Source organism: Streptomyces sp. NBC_01408, assembly GCF_026340255.1.
Classification (GTDB): Bacteria; Actinomycetota; Actinomycetes; order Streptomycetales; family Streptomycetaceae; genus Streptomyces.
On the sequence record NZ_JAPEPJ010000002.1, the window covers coordinates 910183 to 929294 of the forward strand.

A 19112-nucleotide genomic window follows, 5' to 3' on the forward strand; every position below is an offset into this window, starting at 1 on the left:
CGACTGGGTTTCCCCTGTCCCGGCGGCACATGCAGAACATTACCCCACGGCGAGGGGTGTGCACGCACCGGTAATCGGCGGGGGCAGGATGAGGGGGTGAACGCACGGGACAGGGACGACGCGGGGCGGGCGCGGAGCGCTCGGCCCAGGGACGGGCTGGGGCGGCCGCTACCGTACGGGGCTCAGGGGGTGGAGCGGCAGCCCGAGGGGGTGGCCCGCTCGCCCCGCGAGACGACGCGCGAGGCGCAGCGGCTGCTGGACGCCGGGATGCCCTTCCACGCGCACGAGGTGTTCGAGGACGCCTGGAAGTCGGGGCCGCCGTCGGCGGCCCCGCTGTGGCGGGGGCTCGCGCAGCTCGCGGTCGGGCTGACGCACGCCGCGCGCGGGAACGCCGTCGGCGGGGCGCGGCTGCTGCGGCGCGGGGCCGATGCCCTGGCCGGGCGGGAGGACGCGTACGGGATCGACGTGGCGGGGCTGGTCGGATGGGCCCGGGAACTGGCCGGGCGGGTGGAGGCCGGGGAGCACATCGACGCGGCGGCCGAGGCTCCCGGGCTCTCCGGCCCGCGGGGCACCCCCGGCGGGCCGGGTCCCGCCTGACCGGCGGCCCGGCGGCCCCGCGACCCCGCAGCCCGGCGGCCCGGCCCGGGCCTACTCGGCGGGCTGGAGCAGGTCCCAGCGGTTGCCGTACAGGTCCTCGAAGACGGCGACGGAGCCGTACGGCTCGTGGCGCGGCTCTTCCAGGAAGCGGACGCCCTCGGCCGTCATCCGGGCGTGGTCCCGGGTGAAGTCGTCGGTGTAGAGGAAGAAGCCGACGCGGCCACCCGTCTGGTCGCCGACCCGCGAGCGCTGGGCCTCGTCCTTGGCGCGGGCCAGCAGCAGCGCCGTCTCCTGGGCGCCGGGCGGCCGGACCACGACCCAGCGGGAGCCGTCGGGGCGCGCCGTGTCCTCGGCGAGGTCGAAGCCGAGGGCGCGGGTGTAGAAGTCGATGGCCTCGTCGTAGTCGTGGACCACGAGGGCGGTGAGGGCGATGTGTGCGGGCATGGCCCCTATTGTGCGCCGAGGAGGACCACGTCGAGGGTGCGGGGGCCGTGGACTCCTTCCACCCGGTCGAGTTCGATGTCGCTGGTCGCGGAGGGGCCGGAGATCCAGGTCAGCGGGCGGGCCGGGTCCAGGAGGGGCAGGGCTTGCGGGACGGAGTCCACGACCTGGCCGGGGACGCGGACGAGGCAGATGTGGTGGTCGGGGACGAGGGTGATGCGGCGCCTGCCCTGGGCGGGGCCGCCGTCCAGGACGATCGTGCCGGTTTCGGCGATGGCCAGGGCGCAGCCGGTCACCACGGCGTCCACCCGGTCCAGCTCCCGCGCCGTCTGCTCCGCCCGGTCGGTGAGGAGGGTGGCCGGCAGGCCGTCGGGCCAGTCGAAGCCGAGGGCGGGCGGGAGCTGCACGGTGGCGGCGTCGGCCAGCAGGCGCCGCAGCAGGTCGGGCAGCCCGCGGCCATCCGTGCGGTGGACGCGGGCCCGGTACTCGGCCAGGTTCGCCGCCAGCAGGTCCACCCGTTCCGCGGGGGTGCGGGAGCCGTGGACCTGGAGGTAGTCCCGGGGGATCGCGGGCTCCGGGCCCGGCTCCCCCACGCCGCGGCGGATGCGGCCGAGGATGCGGTCCTTGCTGCTCATCGGGGGGTCTCCCGTTCCCGGGTCCACCAGTCGCGGAAGGACTGCGCCGGTACGGGGGGCAGTTCGCGGCTGTCGGTCCAGGCGCGCCCGGGTCCCGGCAGCCGGCGCGGGGCGAGGCGGCGGGCCCGGGCCAGGAGGCGTTCGCCCGCACGCAGGGCGCCCGGGTGGTCCAGGAGCAGCCTGGCGGCGCGCAGGGCGGCCCGTTCGGCGGTGTGGCCGTGTGCGGGGCGGATCCGTACCCGGATGCCCTCGCGGGTCACCGGCCCGCCCTGGGCAACCCGTTCGCGCAGGTGGATGAGGACCTCCGGGATGTCGATGGCTACCGGGCAGACCTCGTAGCAGGCCCCGCACAGGGTGGAGGCGTACGGCAGTGACGCGTCGATCTCACTGGCGGTGCCCCTGAGTTGAGGGCTGAGGATGGCCCCGATGGGGCCGGGGTAGACGGAGCCGTAGGCGTGGCCGCCGGCGCGTTCGTAGACCGGGCAGACGTTGAGGCAGGCGGAGCAGCGGATGCAGCGCAGGGCCTGGCGGCCGGTCTCGTCGGCGAGGGTGTCGGTTCGGCCGTTGTCGAGGAGGACGAGGTGGAAGGCGGTGGGCCCGTCGCCGTCCGTGGTGCCGGTCCACATCGTCGTGTACGGGTTCATCCGCTCGGCCGTCGAGGAGCGCGGCAGTGTCTGGAGGAAGATCTCCAGGTCCCGGAAGGTCGGGATCACCTTTTCCACGCCGACGACCGAGATCAGGGTCTCGGGCAGGGTCAGGCACATCCGGCCGTTGCCCTCGGACTCGAAGACGACCATGGTGCCGGTCTCGGCGACCATGAAGTTGGCTCCGGACACGGCGACTTTCGCGCGCAGGAACTTCTCGCGCAGGTGCAGGCGCGCCGCCTCGGCGAGTTCCCTGGGGTCGTCGCCGAGCCCGTCCGGTGCGGGCCGGCCCCAGCGGCCCATCTCGGCGGCGAAGACCTCGCGGATCTCGGCGCGGTTGCGGTGGATGGCGGGGACCAGGATGTGGGAGGGGCGGTCGTGGCCGAGCTGGACGATCAGCTCGGCGAGGTCGGTCTCGTAGGCGGCGATCCCGGCCTCTTCCAGGGCTTCGTTGAGGCCGATCTCCTGGGTGGCCATGGATTTGACCTTCACGACTTCAAGCTTTTCGGTGGCCGCGGTGTCACGGCCGCCGGTGGCCTGGACGAGGTCGGTCACGATCCGGTTGGCCTCGTCGGCGTCGGCCGCCCAGTGGACGGTGCCGCCGGCGGCCGTGACCGCTTCCTCCAGCTGGAGGAGGTAGTGGTCCAGGTGGCGCAGGGTGTGGTCCTTGACCGCCTTGCCGGCGGCGCGCAGCCGGTCCCAGTCCTCGAGTTCGGCGACGGCGCGGGCCCGCCGGTCGCGGATGGTGTGCGTGGCGCGGCGCAGGTTGGAACGCAGCACCTCGTCCCGTACGGCCTCCCGGGCGGCGGTGGGGAAGGCGGGCATGCCCAGATGCGTACCGGTCATGGCAGGGGGTCCTCCTCGGTCGCGGCCAGGATCTCGGCGAGGTGCAGCGCCCGCAGCGGGGTGCCGGTGCGGCGCAGGAGGCCGTCGAGGTGGGCGAGGCAGGAGTTGTCTGCCCCGCACAGGAAGTCCGCGCCGGTGGTGCGGGCGTTCGCGATCTTGTCGGCGCCCATGACGGTGGACACGTCGGGGTTCTTGACAGCGAAGGTTCCGCCGAACCCGCAGCACTCCTCGGCGCCGGGCAGCTCGACGAGGTCCAGGCCCTTGACGGCGGACAGCAGCCGGCGCGGCCGGTCGCCGAGGCCCAGTGCGCGCAGTCCGTGGCAGGAGGGGTGGTAGGTGACGGTGTGCGGGAAGTACGCGCCCACGTCCGTCACGTGGAGCACGTCGGTCAGGAACTCGGTCAGTTCGTACACGCGCGGGGCCAGTGAGTCCGCCGCCTCCGCCAGCGCGGTCCCCCGTCCCTCCTGGGCCGCCATGCGGCCGATGCGCGGGTAGTGCGCGCGGATCATCGCGGCGCAGGACCCGGAGGGGGTGACCACGTACGGGTACCCGGCGAAGGCCCGGGCCGTACGCAGGACCAGCGGTTCGCTCTCGCGCCGGTACCCGGTGTTGTACTGGGGCTGGCCGCAGCAGCTCTGGGCGGAGGGGAAGTCCACTTCGACGCCCAGCCGCTCCAGGAGGCGTACGACGGCGATGCCGGTTCCCGGGTACAGCGCGTCGTTGACGCAGGTGACGAACAAGGCGACACGCATGACGGGCAGAATAGCCGGGTGAAGAAGTTCTCAGTGATCGGCATAGGCGCGGGCGACCCGGACCACCTGACCCTCCAGGCGGTCAAGGCGATCGGCGCGGCGGACGCGTTCCTCATTCTGGAGAAGGGCGAGGAGAAGGCGGATCTGACCGGGCTGCGGCGCGCGATGCTCGACGAGTACGCCCGCCCCGGCCACCGGCTGGTGGAGGGCCGCGACCCGGACCGTGACCGGACTCCGTCGCACTACGCCCCGACGGTGGACGGCTGGCGCAGCGCGCGGGCGGAGCTGTTCGAGCGGTTCATCGCGGAGGATCTGGCGGAGGGCGAGACCGGGGCGTTCCTGGTGTGGGGCGACCCCTCGCTGTACGACTCCACGCTCGCGATCCTCGACGAGGTGCTGGAGCGGGGCCGGGTGGCGTTCGAGCACGAGGTCGTCCCCGGCATCAGCAGTGTTTCGGCGCTGCTGGCGCGGCACCGGACCAATCTGAACCGGGTCGGCCGGCCGGTCCAGATCACCACCGGGCGGCGGCTCGCCGAGGGCTGGCCCGAGGATGTGGACGACGTGGTGGTGATGCTGGACGCGCGGCACGCGTTCACCGCCCATCTGGACCAGGACCTGTACATCTACTGGGGGGCCTACGTGGGCACGCCCGACGAGATCCTGGTCTCGGGGAAGCTGGCCGAGGTCGCCGGGCGGATCGAGGAGCTCCGGACCGAGGCCCGGGCCCGCAAGGGCTGGATCATGGACACCTATCTCCTGCGGCGCGGCTGAGCACTCAGGCGAGGAGGGCGGGGAGTGCGGCGGCGAAGCGTTCGTACTCCCCGGGCCCGTTGTAGATCTGCCCGCAGACGCGGATACCGCCGCCGCCCCGCCGGGGCCAGACCAGCACCCGCGTACGCAGCTTCGCGGCGATCTCCTCGCGCAGGGCCACGGCGGCGTCCTGTGTCTCGCCGATCCCGGGCGGCAGGAGCAGGGAGCGCAACGGGAGGCCTTCGGTGTGCGGGAGGGCGGTGAGCCCGGGGATCCGCGCGAGGAGGTCCGCGCCGTGGGCGGCGAGGGCGGTGTTGTGCGCGCGGACCTCGGCGGCGCCGAGGCGTTCCAGGAGGTCGAGGCCCTCGGGGGCGGCCAGCCAGCCGGTGTAGTCGGCGGTGGCCCGGTACTCCACGGAGCGGGGGAAGCCGCGGTGGTCCTCCCAGGAGGGCGCGAGGGCGCGGACCCGGCCACGGTGGGCGGGGGCGACGGCCAGCAGCGCGCTGCCGGAGGGGGCGTACCCCCACTTGTGCAGGTTCCCGAACCAGAAGTCGGCGCCCTCGGCGACCGGCCGCGCCAGCATGCCGGGGGTGTGGGCGCCGTCCACGACGGTGGTGACGCCGCGGGCGGCGAGGTCGGCGAGGAGCCGGGGGCCGGCGATGAGGCGGGCAGTGGGCGAGCTGACGTGGTCGAGCAGCGCCACCCTGGTGCGGGGTGTGAGCGCGGCCAGCACGGTCTCGCGCACGGCGTCCTCGTCGGGCAGGTACGGGTCCAGGGCCACGGTGGTGACGGGGGCGCGGCGGGCGGCCGCCGCGACGACGGTGCCGTAGCCGTGGTCGGTGACCAGGATCTCGTCGCCGTCGGCGAGGGGGATGGCGTCGAGGGCGAGGTTGGCGCCCTCGGTGGCGTTGGCGATGAAGGCGATGCCCTCGGGGTCCGCTCCGAGGTGCGCGGCGATCCGGGCCCGGGCGACGGCCAGCCGGTTGGAGACGGAGTTGAAGAAGGCGTCGGGGTCCGCGTGGGCCTCGGCGCGGAGGGCTTCCTGCGCCTTCTGCACGGGGACCGGCACGGCCCCGTAGGAACCGTGGTTGAGGTGGGCCGTGCCCGGGTCCAGCCGGAAGAGGCCGGCACCGCCCGGGAAGACGGACGGGGTGGCGGGGTCGGTCACGGGTACCTCCGGGTGGCGTGGGCGGCGTTCTGCCTCCGGATCATGCAGGGGCGGCGGCCCGCACGGAAAGGCCAATCGCGACGGATTGGCCTGCGGGGCGGTCCCGGTGGCGGGCGGCGGCCCGAGGGACCCGGCGCCCGGACCGATCGCAGCACCGGAGCACCGCAGCCGTGGTGCCCGGCATGAACGGGCGCCCCCTAAGGCGTGTCGCGGCCGCTGGTCGCCGCGTAGTACTGGAGGTCCTGGACCTCGACCTTGTGGTCCACCGGGTAGGGCAGCTCCACCTGCGCCTTGGTCTTCCCGTCCCGTACGACCTGTGCCGAGCTGGTGCCCGGCTTCAACGGCAGCAGTTCGGCGTGGATCCCGGCGGGCGCGTCGTGGGAGTCCTCGGCGGACCCGACGGCCGTGCGGACGACTCCCGGCGCGGCGAGGAAGCTGAGCACCTCCACCGTGTCCCGGGACGCGGCGCTGCCCTTGCGCAGCGACATCACCAGGGACTGGTCCCCCGTGGGATCGGCCGCCGCGAACTGGGTGCGCCCCGTGAGGTACAGCGTGTCCCGGACGATCTCCGGCCAGCTGCCCGTCTTGAACTTCGTCAGGTAGTAGGAGGTCAGGTCCAGGTAGGCGTAGCCGTTGTGGAGGGAGGGCGCGAACTGGGTGCCCTCGGAGTAGTCGTTCCAGGTGGTGAGCTGCACCCAGTCGGCGCCGTCGTCGATGGCGTGCGTCCAGGTGGAGCGCAGGGTCGCGGTGTTGCCCGCCTCGTCGTAGATGCCCTGGTTGGGGCGGGCGTCCTGGACGGACACGGGCTGCATCCAGATCTTGCCCATGTCGTGGGCCCGCCGGACATCGCGCCTGGAGCTGTCCTGCCCGACGTAGCTGCGGCTGCCCCACTCGGAGAAGCCGTAGCTGATCTGGGCGAAGTCGGCGCTGTTCCCGTCGAAGTCGAGGAAGAGCGGGACGAAGGCGGTACGGATGCCGTGCCGGGACTTGAGGGCGTCCATGACCCCGGTCCACCAGGCCACGCTCTTCGCCTCCGCCTTGAAGGGGGAGACGACCAGCCGGCCGTCGGGGAGCCGGTGCGCGGCGGGGGCTTTGCCGAGTGCGGCCACGGCGTCGGCGAGGACTCCCGGATCGTCTGTCTTCAGCGAGGTCATGTCGGGCATCAGCATGATCTTGAAGCCGGGGTCCACCGAACGGGCGGCCTCCATCAGGAGGTTGGAGCGCTCCCAGTTCTTCCCGGAGAGGGAGAGCATGTCGAGGGTGAACCCGTCGACGCCGGCCGCGCGGGCGGTGCGCACCTCCTGCTGGAGGTTGGCCAGTTCCCAGGCGCCGCTCTTGGGCGGGACGGGCAGCGGCCGGTCGCGCAGCAGGCCGCCGTACTTCTCGTGCTTGCCGCTTTCGCCGTCCGGGTTCAGGTAGTTGCGGGTGTAGTAGTCGCCGTCCGCGCTCACGTTGTCGAGGGACAGCGGGTACGGGGTGAAGTAGTGGGCGAACACCAGCTTCCTGCCCGCTCCGCCGGAGCGCAGGGCGGCGGGCTGGGGCAGGTCGAAGGGCAGGGCTCCGGCGGGGCGTCCGGCCACGGAGTCCGCCGCGCCGTCGGGGTCGTCCTCGGCGGGCGCCCCGTCGGTGGGCGGCGGGCTCTGGGCCGGCGGCGGGGTGGCCGGACCGGAGGCTTCGGGCGGGGCCTCGGCGGTGGGGTCGGGCAACCAGGGCGCGTCGCCGACGGGGGCCGGACCGCCTTGCGCGGTGGCCCCTCCGAAGGGGTCCCAGGCGATTCCGGTGGCCGCGCAGACGCCGACGAGGAGGAAGGCCGAGATCAGGGTCGCCAGGAGGGGTCTGCGGCCCCGGAAGCGGGGCCGGCGCCGGTGCGAGGACGGGCGCGCCGCCCGCACGGACCGCCGGCCGCCCGCCCGCCGTCCGGCTCGCCGGTCCGTACGCCGGTCAGCCCCGTGCTCCGCTCCCCGGTCGGCGCCGCGCTGCGCTCCCCCGTCCTCGACGTGCTCCGCTCGCCGGTCCGTTCGCCGGTCCGCTGTCATCCTGGTCCCTCCCCGGAACATGCCCCGAGTGGGGGCTGCACAGCAGTAGAGCCCATTACCGGCTGCCGGACAACCGTTCCCAGGAGCCGGGCCGGAACACGTACGTCACAGGGACCAGGGGAACTACGGACGTGTCCGTCGGGGCGGTGTCAGACCCGGTCGGCGGCTATCAGCAGGTACTGGAAGCTGCCGCCCTTGTAGGCGTCGAGGAAGGCGTCCTCGATGCCGGTGGTGAGCGAGGACCTGGCCCGCAGTTCCCAGTAGGGGATCGCCGCGGCCGTCAGGTCCGTGACGCACACCGGCACCAGGCGGTTCGCTGCGAGCTCCTTGAAGTAGGTGCTGCGGGGGTGGACGGCGCAGATGTAATGCGCGTTGATCTCGCTGACGGCCTTGGAGGGCAGCCCGTACGTGTCGTTGTAGCAGCCGGTGATGGTCACGTAGCGGCCACCGCGGCGCAGCAGGCGCGCGTGTTCGGCGAAGAGCTGCGAGAGCTCCACGTACATGGTGCTCTCGTTGTTCCAGACGGCGCTGAAGGCGCCCTTCTCGAAGCCGGTGTCGAGCATGTTCTTGACGTGGAATCGGACGCTCCGCTCCACCTGGCGCTGCCTGGCCTGGTCGTTGGCGAAGGCCACCTGGGACTCGGAGATGGAGACGCCGTCGACCCGGCAGCCGTAGCGCAGGTGGGCGACGAAGCTGCCGCCGCCCCGGCCGCAGCCGGCGTCCAGCACCCGGTCCTGCGGACCGAGTTCGCCGAGATGGCCGGCGAGCAGGTCGGCCTGGGCGCACTCCAGGCGATGCAGTTCCCGGACGACGCGTTCGTCGCGGCCCTCGTCGGGGCCGTCGAGGACGCTCCAGTCGGCCTCGCCGATGCCGTAGTGGTGGTGGTAGGTGCCGTCGACCTCTCCGAGCCGGAGGTTGACGGGATTCTTCTCCTTGTTCCAGTAGTCGGCGACGGACCGCTGGTAGAGGCTGAGGGACATGCCGGGGGATCCCTTCGGGGCGGGGGGGGGTGGTCGGCGTACGCGTCAGGAGCGCGGGGCTGCGATGTCGGCGTTCTCCAGGATCCCGATGGCGTCGGGCACCAGGATCGCCGTGGAGTAGTACGCGCTGACCAGGTAGGACATGACCGACTTCTGGTCGATGCCCATGCAGCGGACGTTGAGGCCGGGTTCGATCTGCTCCGGGATCGCGGCCGGGCGCAGTCCTACGACTCCTTCGTTCTCCTCGCCGGTGCGCAGCGCGAGGATGGAGCTGGTGTGGCCGTCGACGACGGGGATCTTGCCGCAGGGCAGCACGGGAACGCCGCGCCAGGACGGCACCTGCTTGCCGTGGACCTCCACGGTGTCGAGGGCGATGCCGCGTTTGTTGCACTCGCGGAAGAAGGCGGCGATGGCCTTGGGGTGCGCGAGGAAGAAACGGGTGCCGCGGCGCATGCTGAGGAGGTCGTCCATGTCGTCGGGGGTGGGCGGGCCGGACCAGGCGCTGATGCGCTGTCCGTAATCGGCGTTGTGCAGGAGGCCGAACTCCCGGTTGTTCAGCAGTTCGGACTCCTCGCGTTCGCGCATCGCCTCGACGGTCAGGCGCAGTTGCTGCTCGAACTGGTTCATCGGGTCGTTGTAGAGGTCGGCGACGCGGGTGTGGATGCGCAACACGGTCTGCGCGAGGCTGAGTTCGTACTCGCGCGGGCCGAGTTCGTAGTCGACGAAGGTGGCGGGCAGCAGGGCCTCGCCGGCGTGGCCGGAGGAGAGCTCGATGTCGGCCTCGCCGCGCCGGTTGACCGGGCGGCGGCCGTTCTCCACGTACTGTTCGAGGTGGTCCCGCAGGCTCGCCGCGCGGGCGAGCACCTCCTGGAAGGAGCTCCAGCGCAGCACCATGACGGTGGCGGCGGTGGCGGCCCGGACCCCGTATCCCCACCGCGGGTCGGCCTGGCCGAGGGCGTCGTCGCCGAGCTGGTCGCCGTCGGCGACCACGCCGAGGAGCTCGGCTCCGCCGTACTTCCCCTCGGCGCGCTTCTCGAAGCGGCCGTGGGCGATGACGAAGACCTCCTCCACGGCGGCGCCGGACTCCACGAGGGCGTCGCCGGCGCGCAGGTCGCGCTTGACGAAGCGCCGTGCCAGTTCCTCCAGTACGTCGGTGTCGGCGAAGCCTTTGAGGACGGGGAGTTCGGCGAGGGTGGGGGCGAGGATGCGTACGTCGTCCGCGCCGCTCTGGACGAAGGAGACCCGGCCGCGCCCGACGGCGTGGGTGAGGCGGCGGTTGACGCGGTAGGTGCCGGCTCCGAGGTGCACCCAGGGCAGCATGCGCAGCAGCCAGCGCGAGCTGATCCCCTGCATCTGGGGCACGGACTTGGTGGTCGTCGCGAGATTGCGGGCCGCTGCGGTGCTCAGGCTCAGCTGCCGGTCGGCGGCGGGGTCGTGCCCCTCCAGGGGGTGCTGTGCCTCTGTGGTCATGCGGGTTCCTCCATGCGTCGGGCCACGCGGAACGTGCTGCACCGCTCACGTTGGTGCGCCCGCGGCGGCTCGCGGTAGCGGGGCGGACCGTGCGGACTGTTGAAAATCGCGGCCGGTTGAACCGGTGCACGTCTGTACGAGGCCCCTGGCCGTGGACACCAGTGCAGGCTTTCAACGCCGGCGGATCTTCAACACACGCGCCGGGCGGAGCGCCTACCGGGGCGCGGGGCGGCGCCCGCTCCATGGGTGGGTGTGCCGACCCGCAGGAGGAGCCATGGACCGCGCCGCCCCCGACCGCCCCGTGCCCGCCGGCCGCCGGGGGGAGGTGCTGGGGCGGCTGCTGGACGGCCGGAGCGGGCTGGGCCTCGGGCTGGAGCCCGGCCGGGCATCCGTAGCCGGAAGCGAAGGGAGCGCCGCGAGCGCCGGGAACGCAGGGAACGCCGGGAGCCAGCCCTCGGGGACGGGCCTGGTCATCCCCCCGCTGTACTGCCCCGACGCCGTCCGGGACGATCCCGCCCTGGGGGACGAGGTCGACGAGCGGCTGGTGCTGTGGGCGCGGGAGACCGGGATCTACGCGGACCGGCTGGACATGCTCCGCTCCTGCGGGTTCGGCCGGCTGATGATGCTCGGGCATCCGGACTGCGACGATCCCGACCGGTTGCTGGCGGCCGCCAAGTGCGGGCTGGCGGAGTGGTCCGTGGACGACCACTGGGTCGACGAGGGGGCGGACGCCGATCCCGAACTGATCGGCGCCCGCGTGGCGTTGGCGCACGCCGTGGTGGACCCGGTCCGGCTGCCGTCCGGCTACGAGCGGCGGTTCGAGGAGCGGGTGGCGGCGGAGCCGGTGCTGCGCGCCTTCCGCTCCTGCCTGGACCACCTGGCCCGGTTCGCCACCCCCACCCAGGTGACCCGGCTGCGCTACCAGCTGGCCGTGATGTTCGTCGGGTACAACCACGAGGCGCAGTGGCGCACGTCGGGGCGCCGGCCGCCGGTCTGGGAGTACCTGGTGCACCGGTACGAGAACGGCTTCTTCCCCTGCATGGTCCTGACCGATCCGGTCGGCGGGTACGAGGTGCCCGCGCAGGAGTTCGCGGATGCCCGGGTGCGGCGTACGTACATGTACGCGGGCGTGGCCACGTGCCTGCTCAACGACCTGTACTCGATGGCGCGGGAGGACCCGGCCGACACCAACCTCCCCAACCTGATCGCGGCCGAGGAGGGCTGCACCCTCCAGGAGGCGGTGAACCGGACGGCCGCGATCCACAACGAGATCATGTGCGCCGTCGAGGCGGAGTCGGCCGCCCTGGCCTCCCTCGGCTCCCCGCTGCTGGGCCGCTTCCTGGAGGGCCTGTGGAACTGGATGGGCGGCGCCAAGGAGTGGCACGCCACCAGCCCCCGCTACCACGGCATCCGCACGGACGCCTGAGGGCCGGCCCCGACACCGCGGGCCCGGCCTGACCGTCGGACACCCCCTACGGCAGGCCGCCCAGCCGGGCCAGCAGGGCCTGTGCGGTGCGGTTGCCGCGTACCGGCTGGAGGCGGCCGCGCAGCCGGCGCAGGGCGTCGTCCACGCGGGCGGACTCCAGCTGGGGCACCAGGTCCAGCAGTTCGTGCCAGACGGCGCAGGCGCGCTCCAAGTGGCCCGAGTCCAGGTGCAGTTCGGCGAGCCGGGCCGAGGTGATGGCGCGGGCCCGGCGTTCGGCGGCGGGCCGGTGCCGCAGGGAGGAGATCAGCGCGGCCATCGCTCCGCGTGCGTCGCCGAGGGCGGTCAGCGCCTCGGCCTGCTGGTGGGCGAGCGCGGCCTGGTGGTAGTCGCCGATGGCCGCCTGCTGCCCGGCCGAGCGCTCCAACAGCCTTTGCGCGTCGGACAGCCGGGCCACCGCTGCCCGCCGGTCGCCGCAGCCCGCCTCGGCGACCGCCAGCTGCCCGGTCACGAAGGCGGCTTGCAGGGAGGGGAGCCGGCCCACTTCGCGCGCGGCCGCCTCGGCCAGCTCCAGCGCCTGCTTGCGGTGGCCCAGGCAGTGGGCCTGCACGCTCATCGCCCGCAGGACCGGCGCCCAGCACTGCGGGTCCCCCGCCTCCTGCCCGAGCCGCAGCGCCGCGCGGTAGTAGGCCTGGGCCACGCCCTGCTGGTTGCCGTCGAAGAAGAGGAACCCGGCGGTGTAGGCCAGCCGCGAGGTCGCGCCCAGCAGCCGGTGGCGTACGGCGGGCAGGGTCTCGGCGCGTAGCCAGGGGGCCACCGTCGTGGCCAGGTAGCGGGTCAGGGCCGGCCGGGTCAGGCCGCTGCCGAACATCATGTCGGCGTTGCGGAAGACGGGCAGGACCGCTTCGGCCGCCTCCACGTGGTGCCGGTCGATCCTGCCGGACCGGGGGGCGGGGGCGCCGGGCCCGCCGGGCGGCGGCCAGCCCGGGGGGCGCCAGGCGGAGGAGTAGACGGGGATCTCACCTAAGAGCGCCTCCCCGAACAGGGCTTCTCCGGGCTGCGGCCCGGGCCGGTCCGCCGCCGCGCCGGCGCTCACCCCGCCGCTCGCCCCGCCGGGCCCCCCGCGGCGCGCCGCGGCGGTCCCCCCAATCCCGCCTTCCGGCGCGCCTTCGCCCGCCGCCGCTCCCGCGTCCGGTGCGGAGCCGGGGCGGTCCCGCGCCCGTAGGCCGGCGGGCCGCGACAGCCCGGTGTCGGCCGGGCTGACCCGCCGGCCGGTGCGCCGGCTCAGTGCCTCGGCGGCGAGGGCGACGACGTGCGCGGGGGGCCGGGTCCCCGCGAGCCAGTGTGAGACGGAGGTCCGGTCGTAACGCAGGGTGAGGCCGGATTCGGCGGCCACGCCGTTGACGGCGCGGGCGAAGTCCTGCCCGCTCCAGCGGGCGTCGGTGAGGAGGGTGCGGAGTCGTCCGTTGGGTTCACGCTTGACCATCAGAACCGCCCAGCTCGTACACGTGTCCAGTGATTCAACGCGAGGGGACATTCAACAGGGTGGGGCGGGGCCGGATGTACCGGGTGAGGCCGTCCTGCCCCTAACTAAGACGTGTGCACACCGGGCAACACGGTCACACCGCGTAGCCCTGGCGTACGGGAGCACACAGATCACCAGGAAGCGGGATCGCTCCTTCCGGTCACCCCCGCGCGCCACCCCGCTCACCGCGCCCGTCCGTCCCACGGCGCCCACCGCGCTCACCCAGCTCGGCCCGCCCACCCCACCCGGCCGCTCACCCCGCCCACCCCACCCGGCCCGCCCGGCCGCTCGCCCCGCTCGCCCCGCTCCGGAGGAGGCACCCGCCCGATGACGCCGTACGCGAAGGACCAGGACGCGCCCAGCGTCTCCGCAGTGCTCGGCCGCACCCTGGCCGCGGTGGATCCCCTCTTGCGGACGGCGGTGCGTTCGCTGCCCGGCGGCGTACGCGCGGTGGCCGAGTACCACCTGGGCTGGCGCGACCGCACCGGGGCCCCGGCCGCCTCCCGGCCGGGCAAGGCGATCCGGCCTGCCCTGGTACTGGCCGCCGCGCGGGCGGTCGGCGGGCGCGAGGAGGACGCGTTCGCGGCGGCCGCCGCCACCGAACTCGTCCACAACTTCACGCTGTTGCACGACGACGTGATCGACCGGGATCCGCTGCGCCGGCACCGGGCCACGGCCTGGACGGTGTTCGGCAGCGCCGAGGCGATCGTCGCGGGCGACGCCATGGCCGCGCTCGCGGTCCGCCTGGTGGCCGACCGGCCCGAGGCGGTGACCCGACTGTCGGACTGTGTGGTCGAGCTGTGCGAGGGCCAGTACGAGGACTGCTCCTTCGAAAGGCGTACGGCGGTCGGCCTCGGCGAGGCCATGGCCATGGCGGAGGCCAAGACCGGGGCCCTGCTGGGCACCGCCTGCGCCCTCGGCGGGCTCTACGGGGGCGCTCCCCCGCCGGTCACCGCCGCGCTGGATGCCTTCGGCCGGGGCATCGGCATCAGCTTCCAGCTGATCGACGACCTGCTCGGCATCTGGGGGGACCCGGAGATCACCGGAAAGCCGGTGGGCGCCGACCTCGCGGCGCGCAAGAAGTCCATGCCGGTGGTCGCCGCCCTGGTGTCGGACACCGGCGCGGCCGCCGAACTCGCCGCCCTGTACGCCGGTTCCGCTCCGCTCGGCCCGGCCGGGATCGCCCGCGCCACCGAGCTCGTCGAGCAGGCCGGCGGGCGCGACTGGGCGCGGCGGGAGGCCTCCGTACGGGCCGTGGCGGCGCTGGACCGCCTGGCCGGGGCCGTCCCCGATCCGGCCGCCACCGCCGAGCTGGTGGCGTTGTGCGAGCTGATCACCCGCCGGAAGCACTGACGGGTGGGACCGGCGATCCTCGCCGCACCAGGGAGTGTCCCGCCGATCAGGCCGGGCCCGCCGGAGCGACACGACACCGCCCAGGAAGACTGACCGAGAGGAATACCTGTCATGTCCGTCGACCCGACCCCCGAAGCGAGCGACTCCGCGGCCCTGGCCGCCGCCACCGCCCGGCAGAGCCTGAGCACCGAGGCCGCCCGGAACCTGGCCACCACGACCAAGTCCGCCCCGCAGATGCAGGGCATCAGCTCGCGCTGGCTGCTGAAGATCCTCCCGTGGGTCCAGACGGGCGGCGGCACCTACCGGGTCAACCGCACCGTCAGCTACACCCTCGGCGACGGCCGCATCACCTTCGTCAAGACGGGCACCGAACTGCGCGTCATCCCGCCCATGCTGCGCGAGCTCGGGATGCTCCGGAACTTCCCCGACGACCAGGTGGTCAAGGCGATCGCGGACCGGTTCGTCAAGGAGGAGTTCCGCAAGGGCGACGTCATCGTCCGGCGCGACGATCCGGTGGACAAGATCTATCTCATCGCCCACGGCAGGATCGAACGGCTCGGCCGCAGCGCCTACGGGGACGAGGCCAGCCTCGGCGTCCTGAGCGACGGCGACCACTTCGGCCACCACCCGCTGCCCGACGCCCGCTGGGAGTTCACGGCCCGGGCCCTGACCGACGTGGTGACGATGACCTTCAACCGCGGCGACTGGGACGCCGCCCTGGCGGGCTCCCCCGCGCTGCGCCGGCACGCCGAGGCCTACCTGGAGGCGGAGCGCGTCGGCCGCAAGGGCAGTGACGCGGTGGACCTGTCCGCCGGGCACACCGGCGAGGTCATGCTGCCGGGCACGTACGTGGACTACGACCTGAGCCCGCGCGAGTACGAACTGAGCGTCGCACAGACCGTGTTGCGCGTGCACTCCCGCGTCGCCGACCTCTACAACAAACCGATGAACCAGTCGGAGCAGCAACTCCGCCTGACCATCGAGGCCTTGCGGGAGCGCCAGGAGAGCGAGCTGATCAACAATCCCGAGTTCGGGCTGCTCCACAACGCCGACTACGAGCAGCGGATCTACGCCCGCACCGGCCCGCCCACCCCCGACGACCTGGACGAACTCCTCAGCCGACGGCGCGGTTCGCAGTACTTCCTCGCCCACCCGCGCACCATCTCCGCCTTCGGCCGCGAGTGCAGCAGGCGCGGCCTGTACCCGGGAAGCGTCGACTTCCACGGCCACCGGCTGCCGTCCTGGCGCGGGATCCCGCTGCTGCCCTGCAACAAGATCCCGGTGACCGAGGAGCGGACCAGCTCGGTGCTCGTGCTGCGGACCGGCGAGGACAACGAGGGCGTCATCGGCCTGCACCAGCTGGGCCTGCCGGACGAGTACCAGCCCGGCCTGTCCGTCCGCTTCATGCACATCAACGAGCAGGCCATCATCTCCTACCTGGTCACCGCCTACTACTCCGCGGCGATCCTGGTCCCCGACGCGGTCGGGGTGCTGGAGAACGTGGAGATCTCCCGTTTCGAGGACTGAGGGCGAAGACATGGACAGCCGGCCGGAGCAGCCTTTCGAACTGCCCGAGTTCTACCTCCCGCACCCCGCGCGTCTCAACCCCCACCTGGAGGAAGCCCGCACCCACACCCGCGGCTGGGCCCGCGGGCACGGGATGCTGGAGGGCTCCGGAGTCTGGGACCTGGCCGACCTGGAGGCGCACGACTACGCGCTGCTCTGCGCGTACACCCATCCCGAGTGCGACGGGCCGATGCTCTCGCTCGTCACCGACTGGTACGTGTGGGTGTTCTTCTTCGACGACTGGTTCCTGAAGCTCTTCAAGTACACCGGTGACCGGGCGGCCGGCCGGGACGCGCTGGAACGGCTGGCGCTGTTCATGCCGGCCGACGCCGCCGCGCCGGTGCCCGAGGCGGCCAACCCGGTGGAGGCGGGGCTGGCCGACCTGTGGCGGCGTACGGTCCCCGGCCACTCCGCGGACTGGATCGAGCGCTTCACGGTCAGCACCCGCAACCTGCTGAACGAATCGCTGTGGGAGCTCGACAACATCAGCATCGGCCGCGTCTCCAACCCGATCGAGTACGTGGAGCAGCGCCGCAAGGTGGGCGGCGCGCCCTGGTCGGCGGGGATCGTCGAACACGCGGTGGGCATCGAGGTCCCCGCCTCCGTCGCGGGCGAGCGGGCCCTGCGGGTCCTGCGGGACTGCTTCGCGGACTCGGTCCACTTCCGCAACGACCTGTTCTCGTACGAGCGGGAGACCGGCCGGGAGGGGGAGCTCAGCAACGGGGTGCTGGTCCTGGAGGAGTTCTTCGGATGCACCACCCAGGAGGCGGCCGACCAGCTGGGCAGCCTGCTGACCTCGCGGCTCCAGCAGTTCGAGAGCACCTTCTTCACCGAGCTGCCCGTGCTGTTCGCCGAGAAGGGCCTGGACCCGGCCGGAATCGTCGCCGTACTGACCTACGCACGCGGGCTCCAGGACTGGCAGTCGGGCGGCCACGAGTGGCACATGCGCTCCAGCCGGTACATGAACAAGCGCCCGGGCCGGACGGGCGGGGGTCTGCCCGGCTGGCTGAGCGGCCCCACCGGACTGGGCACCACCGGCGCCAACATCCGGGCGCTGCTCGGTCTCACGGGCGGTGCGCAGCGGGTGCGCAGGCACGGCCACACCCCCCGCCGGGTGGGCCCTTCGGTCACCCCGGAGTTCTACCTGCCGTACCGCAACGTGCTCAGCCCGTACCTGGACGGCGCCCGGGAGCGGCTCATCGCCTGGAACCGGGAGATGGGCCTCCTCGACGAGGGGATCTGGTGGGAGGAGAAGGCGCGGGGCTACGATTTCGCGCTGTGCTCGGCGGGCATCGACCCGGGCTGCACCCCCGAGGCGCTGGACATCAGCGCGGGCTGGCTGAGCTGGGGCACGTACGCCGACGACGTGTTTCCGCTGGTCTTCGGGACGGGCCGGCACCTGGCCGCGGCCAGGGTCCAGACCGGGCGGCTGCGCGCCTGCATGCCCCTGGACCTGTCCGCTCCGGCGCCCGCGGCCAATGCCATGGAGCGGGGGCTGGCCGATCTGTGGCGGCGCACGGCGACGCCGATGCCACCGCGCGGCCGGGAGATGTTCCGCGCTGCCATGGACTCGGTGCTCGACAGCTGGCTGTGGGAGCTGGACAACCAGGCGGCCAACCGGGTGCCGGACCCGGTGGACTACCTGGAGATGCGCCGGGTGACCTTCGGTTCGCCGATGACCATCGCGCTCGCCCGGATGACGCACATGGACGTGGTGCCGGAGGAGGTCTACGGGGCTTCGGCCATGCAGTCCTTGCAGGCGGCGGCCTTCGACTATTCGGCGATCATGAACGACGTGTACTCGTACCAGAAGGAGGCCGAGTACGAGGGCGAGCTGCACAACCTGATGATCGTCCTGGAGAACTTCTTCGACTGCGACTATCCGACGGCGTTGCACGTCGCCCACGATCTGATGACCTCGCGGATGCGGCAGTTCGAGCACGTACTGGAGAAGGAACTGCCGGTCATGTACGAGGACTTCGGGCTGGACGCGGCGGCCCGCGCGGCCCTGAACCGGCATGCCGAGGAGCTGAAGCGGTGGATGGCCGGCATCGCCTTCTGGCACGCCGCGACCAAGCGCTACCGGCAGGAGGACCTCGAACGCCACCACGCGCGGCGGCCTGCGATGGCGGCGGCCGCGGCGGCCCGGTACGCGGGCTCGGGCACGAACACGAGCATGGGCACAGCCACCGACGCGGACACCGGCGCGGACACGGGCCCGCCGGACCCTGCCGAGGGTCCCCCGCGACCGGCGGGCGGCCCGCTCCCCCCGGCTCCACACCGGATTACGTCATTCCCCTGGCCCCGCGGCCCAGTTGGCGCATAATCATCGTCACGCGGCCGAACGATCCCTGTTGCCGCGCTTGGTCACGTATGCAATGGGGGGCATCGTGCCGATGAGGGATTCGGGATCGACCGGATCACTGCCCGCCACGTCCGCCGAGCTGTCCCGGCTGCTCACCGCCGTCCGGCGGGGGCGGGTGCTCAGCGTGACGGGGGGCTTCCGCGAGCCGCGCAGCCTGCTCGTGCGGGAGATCGCGCGGCGCCTCTCGTCCAATTTCTACGACGGGTCGGCCGTCGTCGCCATGGATCCCGTCCACGGCGTCTACGGGGTCCGCGAACTGACGGCGGAGCTGGGCTGCGTACCGGGGACGCGCCTGCCGCCGTGCGGGACGGCGAACGCCGCCTCGTGGCTGGCCGAACGGGACATGCTGCTCGTCCTGGACGGCACCGAGCAGCTCGGCCCGGACGCCCGGGCCTGGCTGTGGAGGCTGCTGGCCGTGGCCCCCGGGCTGCGCATCCTCGCCGCCGGCCGATTACCGCTGGCCTTCGAACAGGAACGGGTTCACCGCCTCTGATCCACCGGGCACCCCCTAGCCCCGGGAACGGGTCCGCCCCGGCGGGCACGGGGCCTGCCGGGGCGGAT

The 19112-nt window shown here is 73.2% G+C and carries 16 protein-coding genes; 7 read left to right on the forward strand and 9 right to left on the reverse strand.

What is annotated here, in order from left to right; all coding sequences use genetic code 11:
- The first annotated feature begins 96 nt into the window (after positions 1 to 96).
- Positions 97 to 597, forward strand: a complete 501-nt coding sequence (locus tag OG447_RS26235) for a DUF309 domain-containing protein (RefSeq protein ID WP_266939773.1) — start codon at positions 97 to 99, stop codon at positions 595 to 597.
- Between the two features lie 51 nt (positions 598 to 648).
- Here the strand turns inward: OG447_RS26235 and OG447_RS26240 are convergent, their stop codons facing one another.
- From OG447_RS26240 to OG447_RS26255, 4 genes are read right to left on the reverse strand one after another with little or no spacing between them, the layout of a single operon-like run.
- Positions 649 to 1041: a VOC family protein gene (locus OG447_RS26240; protein ID WP_266939775.1), complete on the reverse strand. Its 393-nt coding sequence runs from the start codon at positions 1039 to 1041 to the stop codon at positions 649 to 651.
- A gap of 5 nt (positions 1042 to 1046) precedes the next feature.
- Positions 1047 to 1673 carry an LUD domain-containing protein gene (locus tag OG447_RS26245; protein ID WP_266939776.1) on the reverse strand — a complete coding sequence of 209 codons (627 nt, stop codon included), beginning with the start codon at positions 1671 to 1673 and terminating at the stop codon, positions 1047 to 1049.
- The gene (locus tag OG447_RS26250; protein WP_266939777.1) at positions 1670 to 3163 is read right to left on the reverse strand and encodes a lactate utilization protein B; all 1494 of its coding nucleotides are present in this window, start codon (positions 3161 to 3163) and stop codon (positions 1670 to 1672) included. Before OG447_RS26250 ends, OG447_RS26245 begins: the two co-directional genes overlap by 4 nt.
- Positions 3160 to 3915, reverse strand: coding sequence for a (Fe-S)-binding protein (locus OG447_RS26255; RefSeq protein WP_266939778.1), 756 nt, complete (start codon positions 3913 to 3915; stop codon positions 3160 to 3162). The genes OG447_RS26250 and OG447_RS26255 overlap by 4 nt, the downstream gene beginning before the upstream one ends.
- Before the next feature lie 18 nt (positions 3916 to 3933).
- On the opposite strand from OG447_RS26255, the gene cobF reads away from it, so the two are divergent.
- A complete protein-coding gene (gene cobF, locus OG447_RS26260; RefSeq protein WP_266939779.1) occupies positions 3934 to 4686 on the forward strand; it encodes a precorrin-6A synthase (deacetylating) in 753 nt (250 codons plus the stop codon).
- A gap of 4 nt (positions 4687 to 4690) precedes the next feature.
- On the opposite strand, the gene OG447_RS26265 is transcribed toward cobF, so the two are convergent.
- The 4 genes from OG447_RS26265 to OG447_RS26280 all read right to left on the reverse strand — a co-directional run bounded on the left by OG447_RS26265 (position 4691) and on the right by OG447_RS26280 (position 10319).
- Entirely contained in the window at positions 4691 to 5833 is a 1143-nt protein-coding gene (locus OG447_RS26265; RefSeq protein WP_266939781.1) for an aminotransferase class V-fold PLP-dependent enzyme, read from the reverse strand.
- Positions 5834 to 6030: 197 nt separating this feature from the next.
- Positions 6031 to 7869, reverse strand: coding sequence for a glycoside hydrolase family 71 protein (locus OG447_RS26270; protein WP_266939783.1), 1839 nt, complete (start codon positions 7867 to 7869; stop codon positions 6031 to 6033).
- Positions 7870 to 8018: 149 nt separating this feature from the next.
- Positions 8019 to 8849: a geranyl diphosphate 2-C-methyltransferase gene (locus OG447_RS26275; RefSeq protein WP_266939785.1), complete on the reverse strand. Its 831-nt coding sequence runs from the start codon at positions 8847 to 8849 to the stop codon at positions 8019 to 8021.
- A 45-nt stretch (positions 8850 to 8894) separates the two neighbouring features.
- Positions 8895 to 10319: a family 2B encapsulin nanocompartment shell protein gene (locus OG447_RS26280; protein WP_266939787.1), complete on the reverse strand. Its 1425-nt coding sequence runs from the start codon at positions 10317 to 10319 to the stop codon at positions 8895 to 8897.
- Positions 10320 to 10593: 274 nt separating this feature from the next.
- Between OG447_RS26280 and OG447_RS26285 the strand changes: the two genes are divergently transcribed.
- On the forward strand, positions 10594 to 11745 hold the full coding sequence (locus OG447_RS26285; RefSeq protein ID WP_266939789.1) for a family 2 encapsulin nanocompartment cargo protein terpene cyclase: 1152 nt from the start codon (positions 10594 to 10596) through the stop codon (positions 11743 to 11745).
- Between the two features lie 46 nt (positions 11746 to 11791).
- Here the strand turns inward: OG447_RS26285 and OG447_RS26290 are convergent, their stop codons facing one another.
- Positions 11792 to 13228: a hypothetical protein gene (locus OG447_RS26290; protein ID WP_266939791.1), complete on the reverse strand. Its 1437-nt coding sequence runs from the start codon at positions 13226 to 13228 to the stop codon at positions 11792 to 11794.
- 366 nt (positions 13229 to 13594) lie between these two features.
- Here OG447_RS26290 and OG447_RS26295 point away from each other — a divergent pair, with 366 nt between their 5' ends.
- The 4 genes from OG447_RS26295 to OG447_RS26310 all read left to right on the forward strand — a co-directional run bounded on the left by OG447_RS26295 (position 13595) and on the right by OG447_RS26310 (position 19044).
- Entirely contained in the window at positions 13595 to 14620 is a 1026-nt protein-coding gene (locus OG447_RS26295) for a polyprenyl synthetase family protein (RefSeq protein ID WP_266939792.1), read from the forward strand.
- A gap of 111 nt (positions 14621 to 14731) precedes the next feature.
- Positions 14732 to 16147: a family 2B encapsulin nanocompartment shell protein gene (locus OG447_RS26300; protein WP_266939793.1), complete on the forward strand. Its 1416-nt coding sequence runs from the start codon at positions 14732 to 14734 to the stop codon at positions 16145 to 16147.
- A gap of 10 nt (positions 16148 to 16157) precedes the next feature.
- Positions 16158 to 18512 carry a germacradienol/geosmin synthase gene (locus tag OG447_RS26305; protein WP_266939795.1) on the forward strand — a complete coding sequence of 785 codons (2355 nt, stop codon included), beginning with the start codon at positions 16158 to 16160 and terminating at the stop codon, positions 18510 to 18512.
- A gap of 64 nt (positions 18513 to 18576) precedes the next feature.
- Entirely contained in the window at positions 18577 to 19044 is a 468-nt protein-coding gene (locus OG447_RS26310) for a hypothetical protein (RefSeq protein ID WP_266939796.1), read from the forward strand.
- Positions 19045 to 19112: the final 68 nt, after the last annotated feature.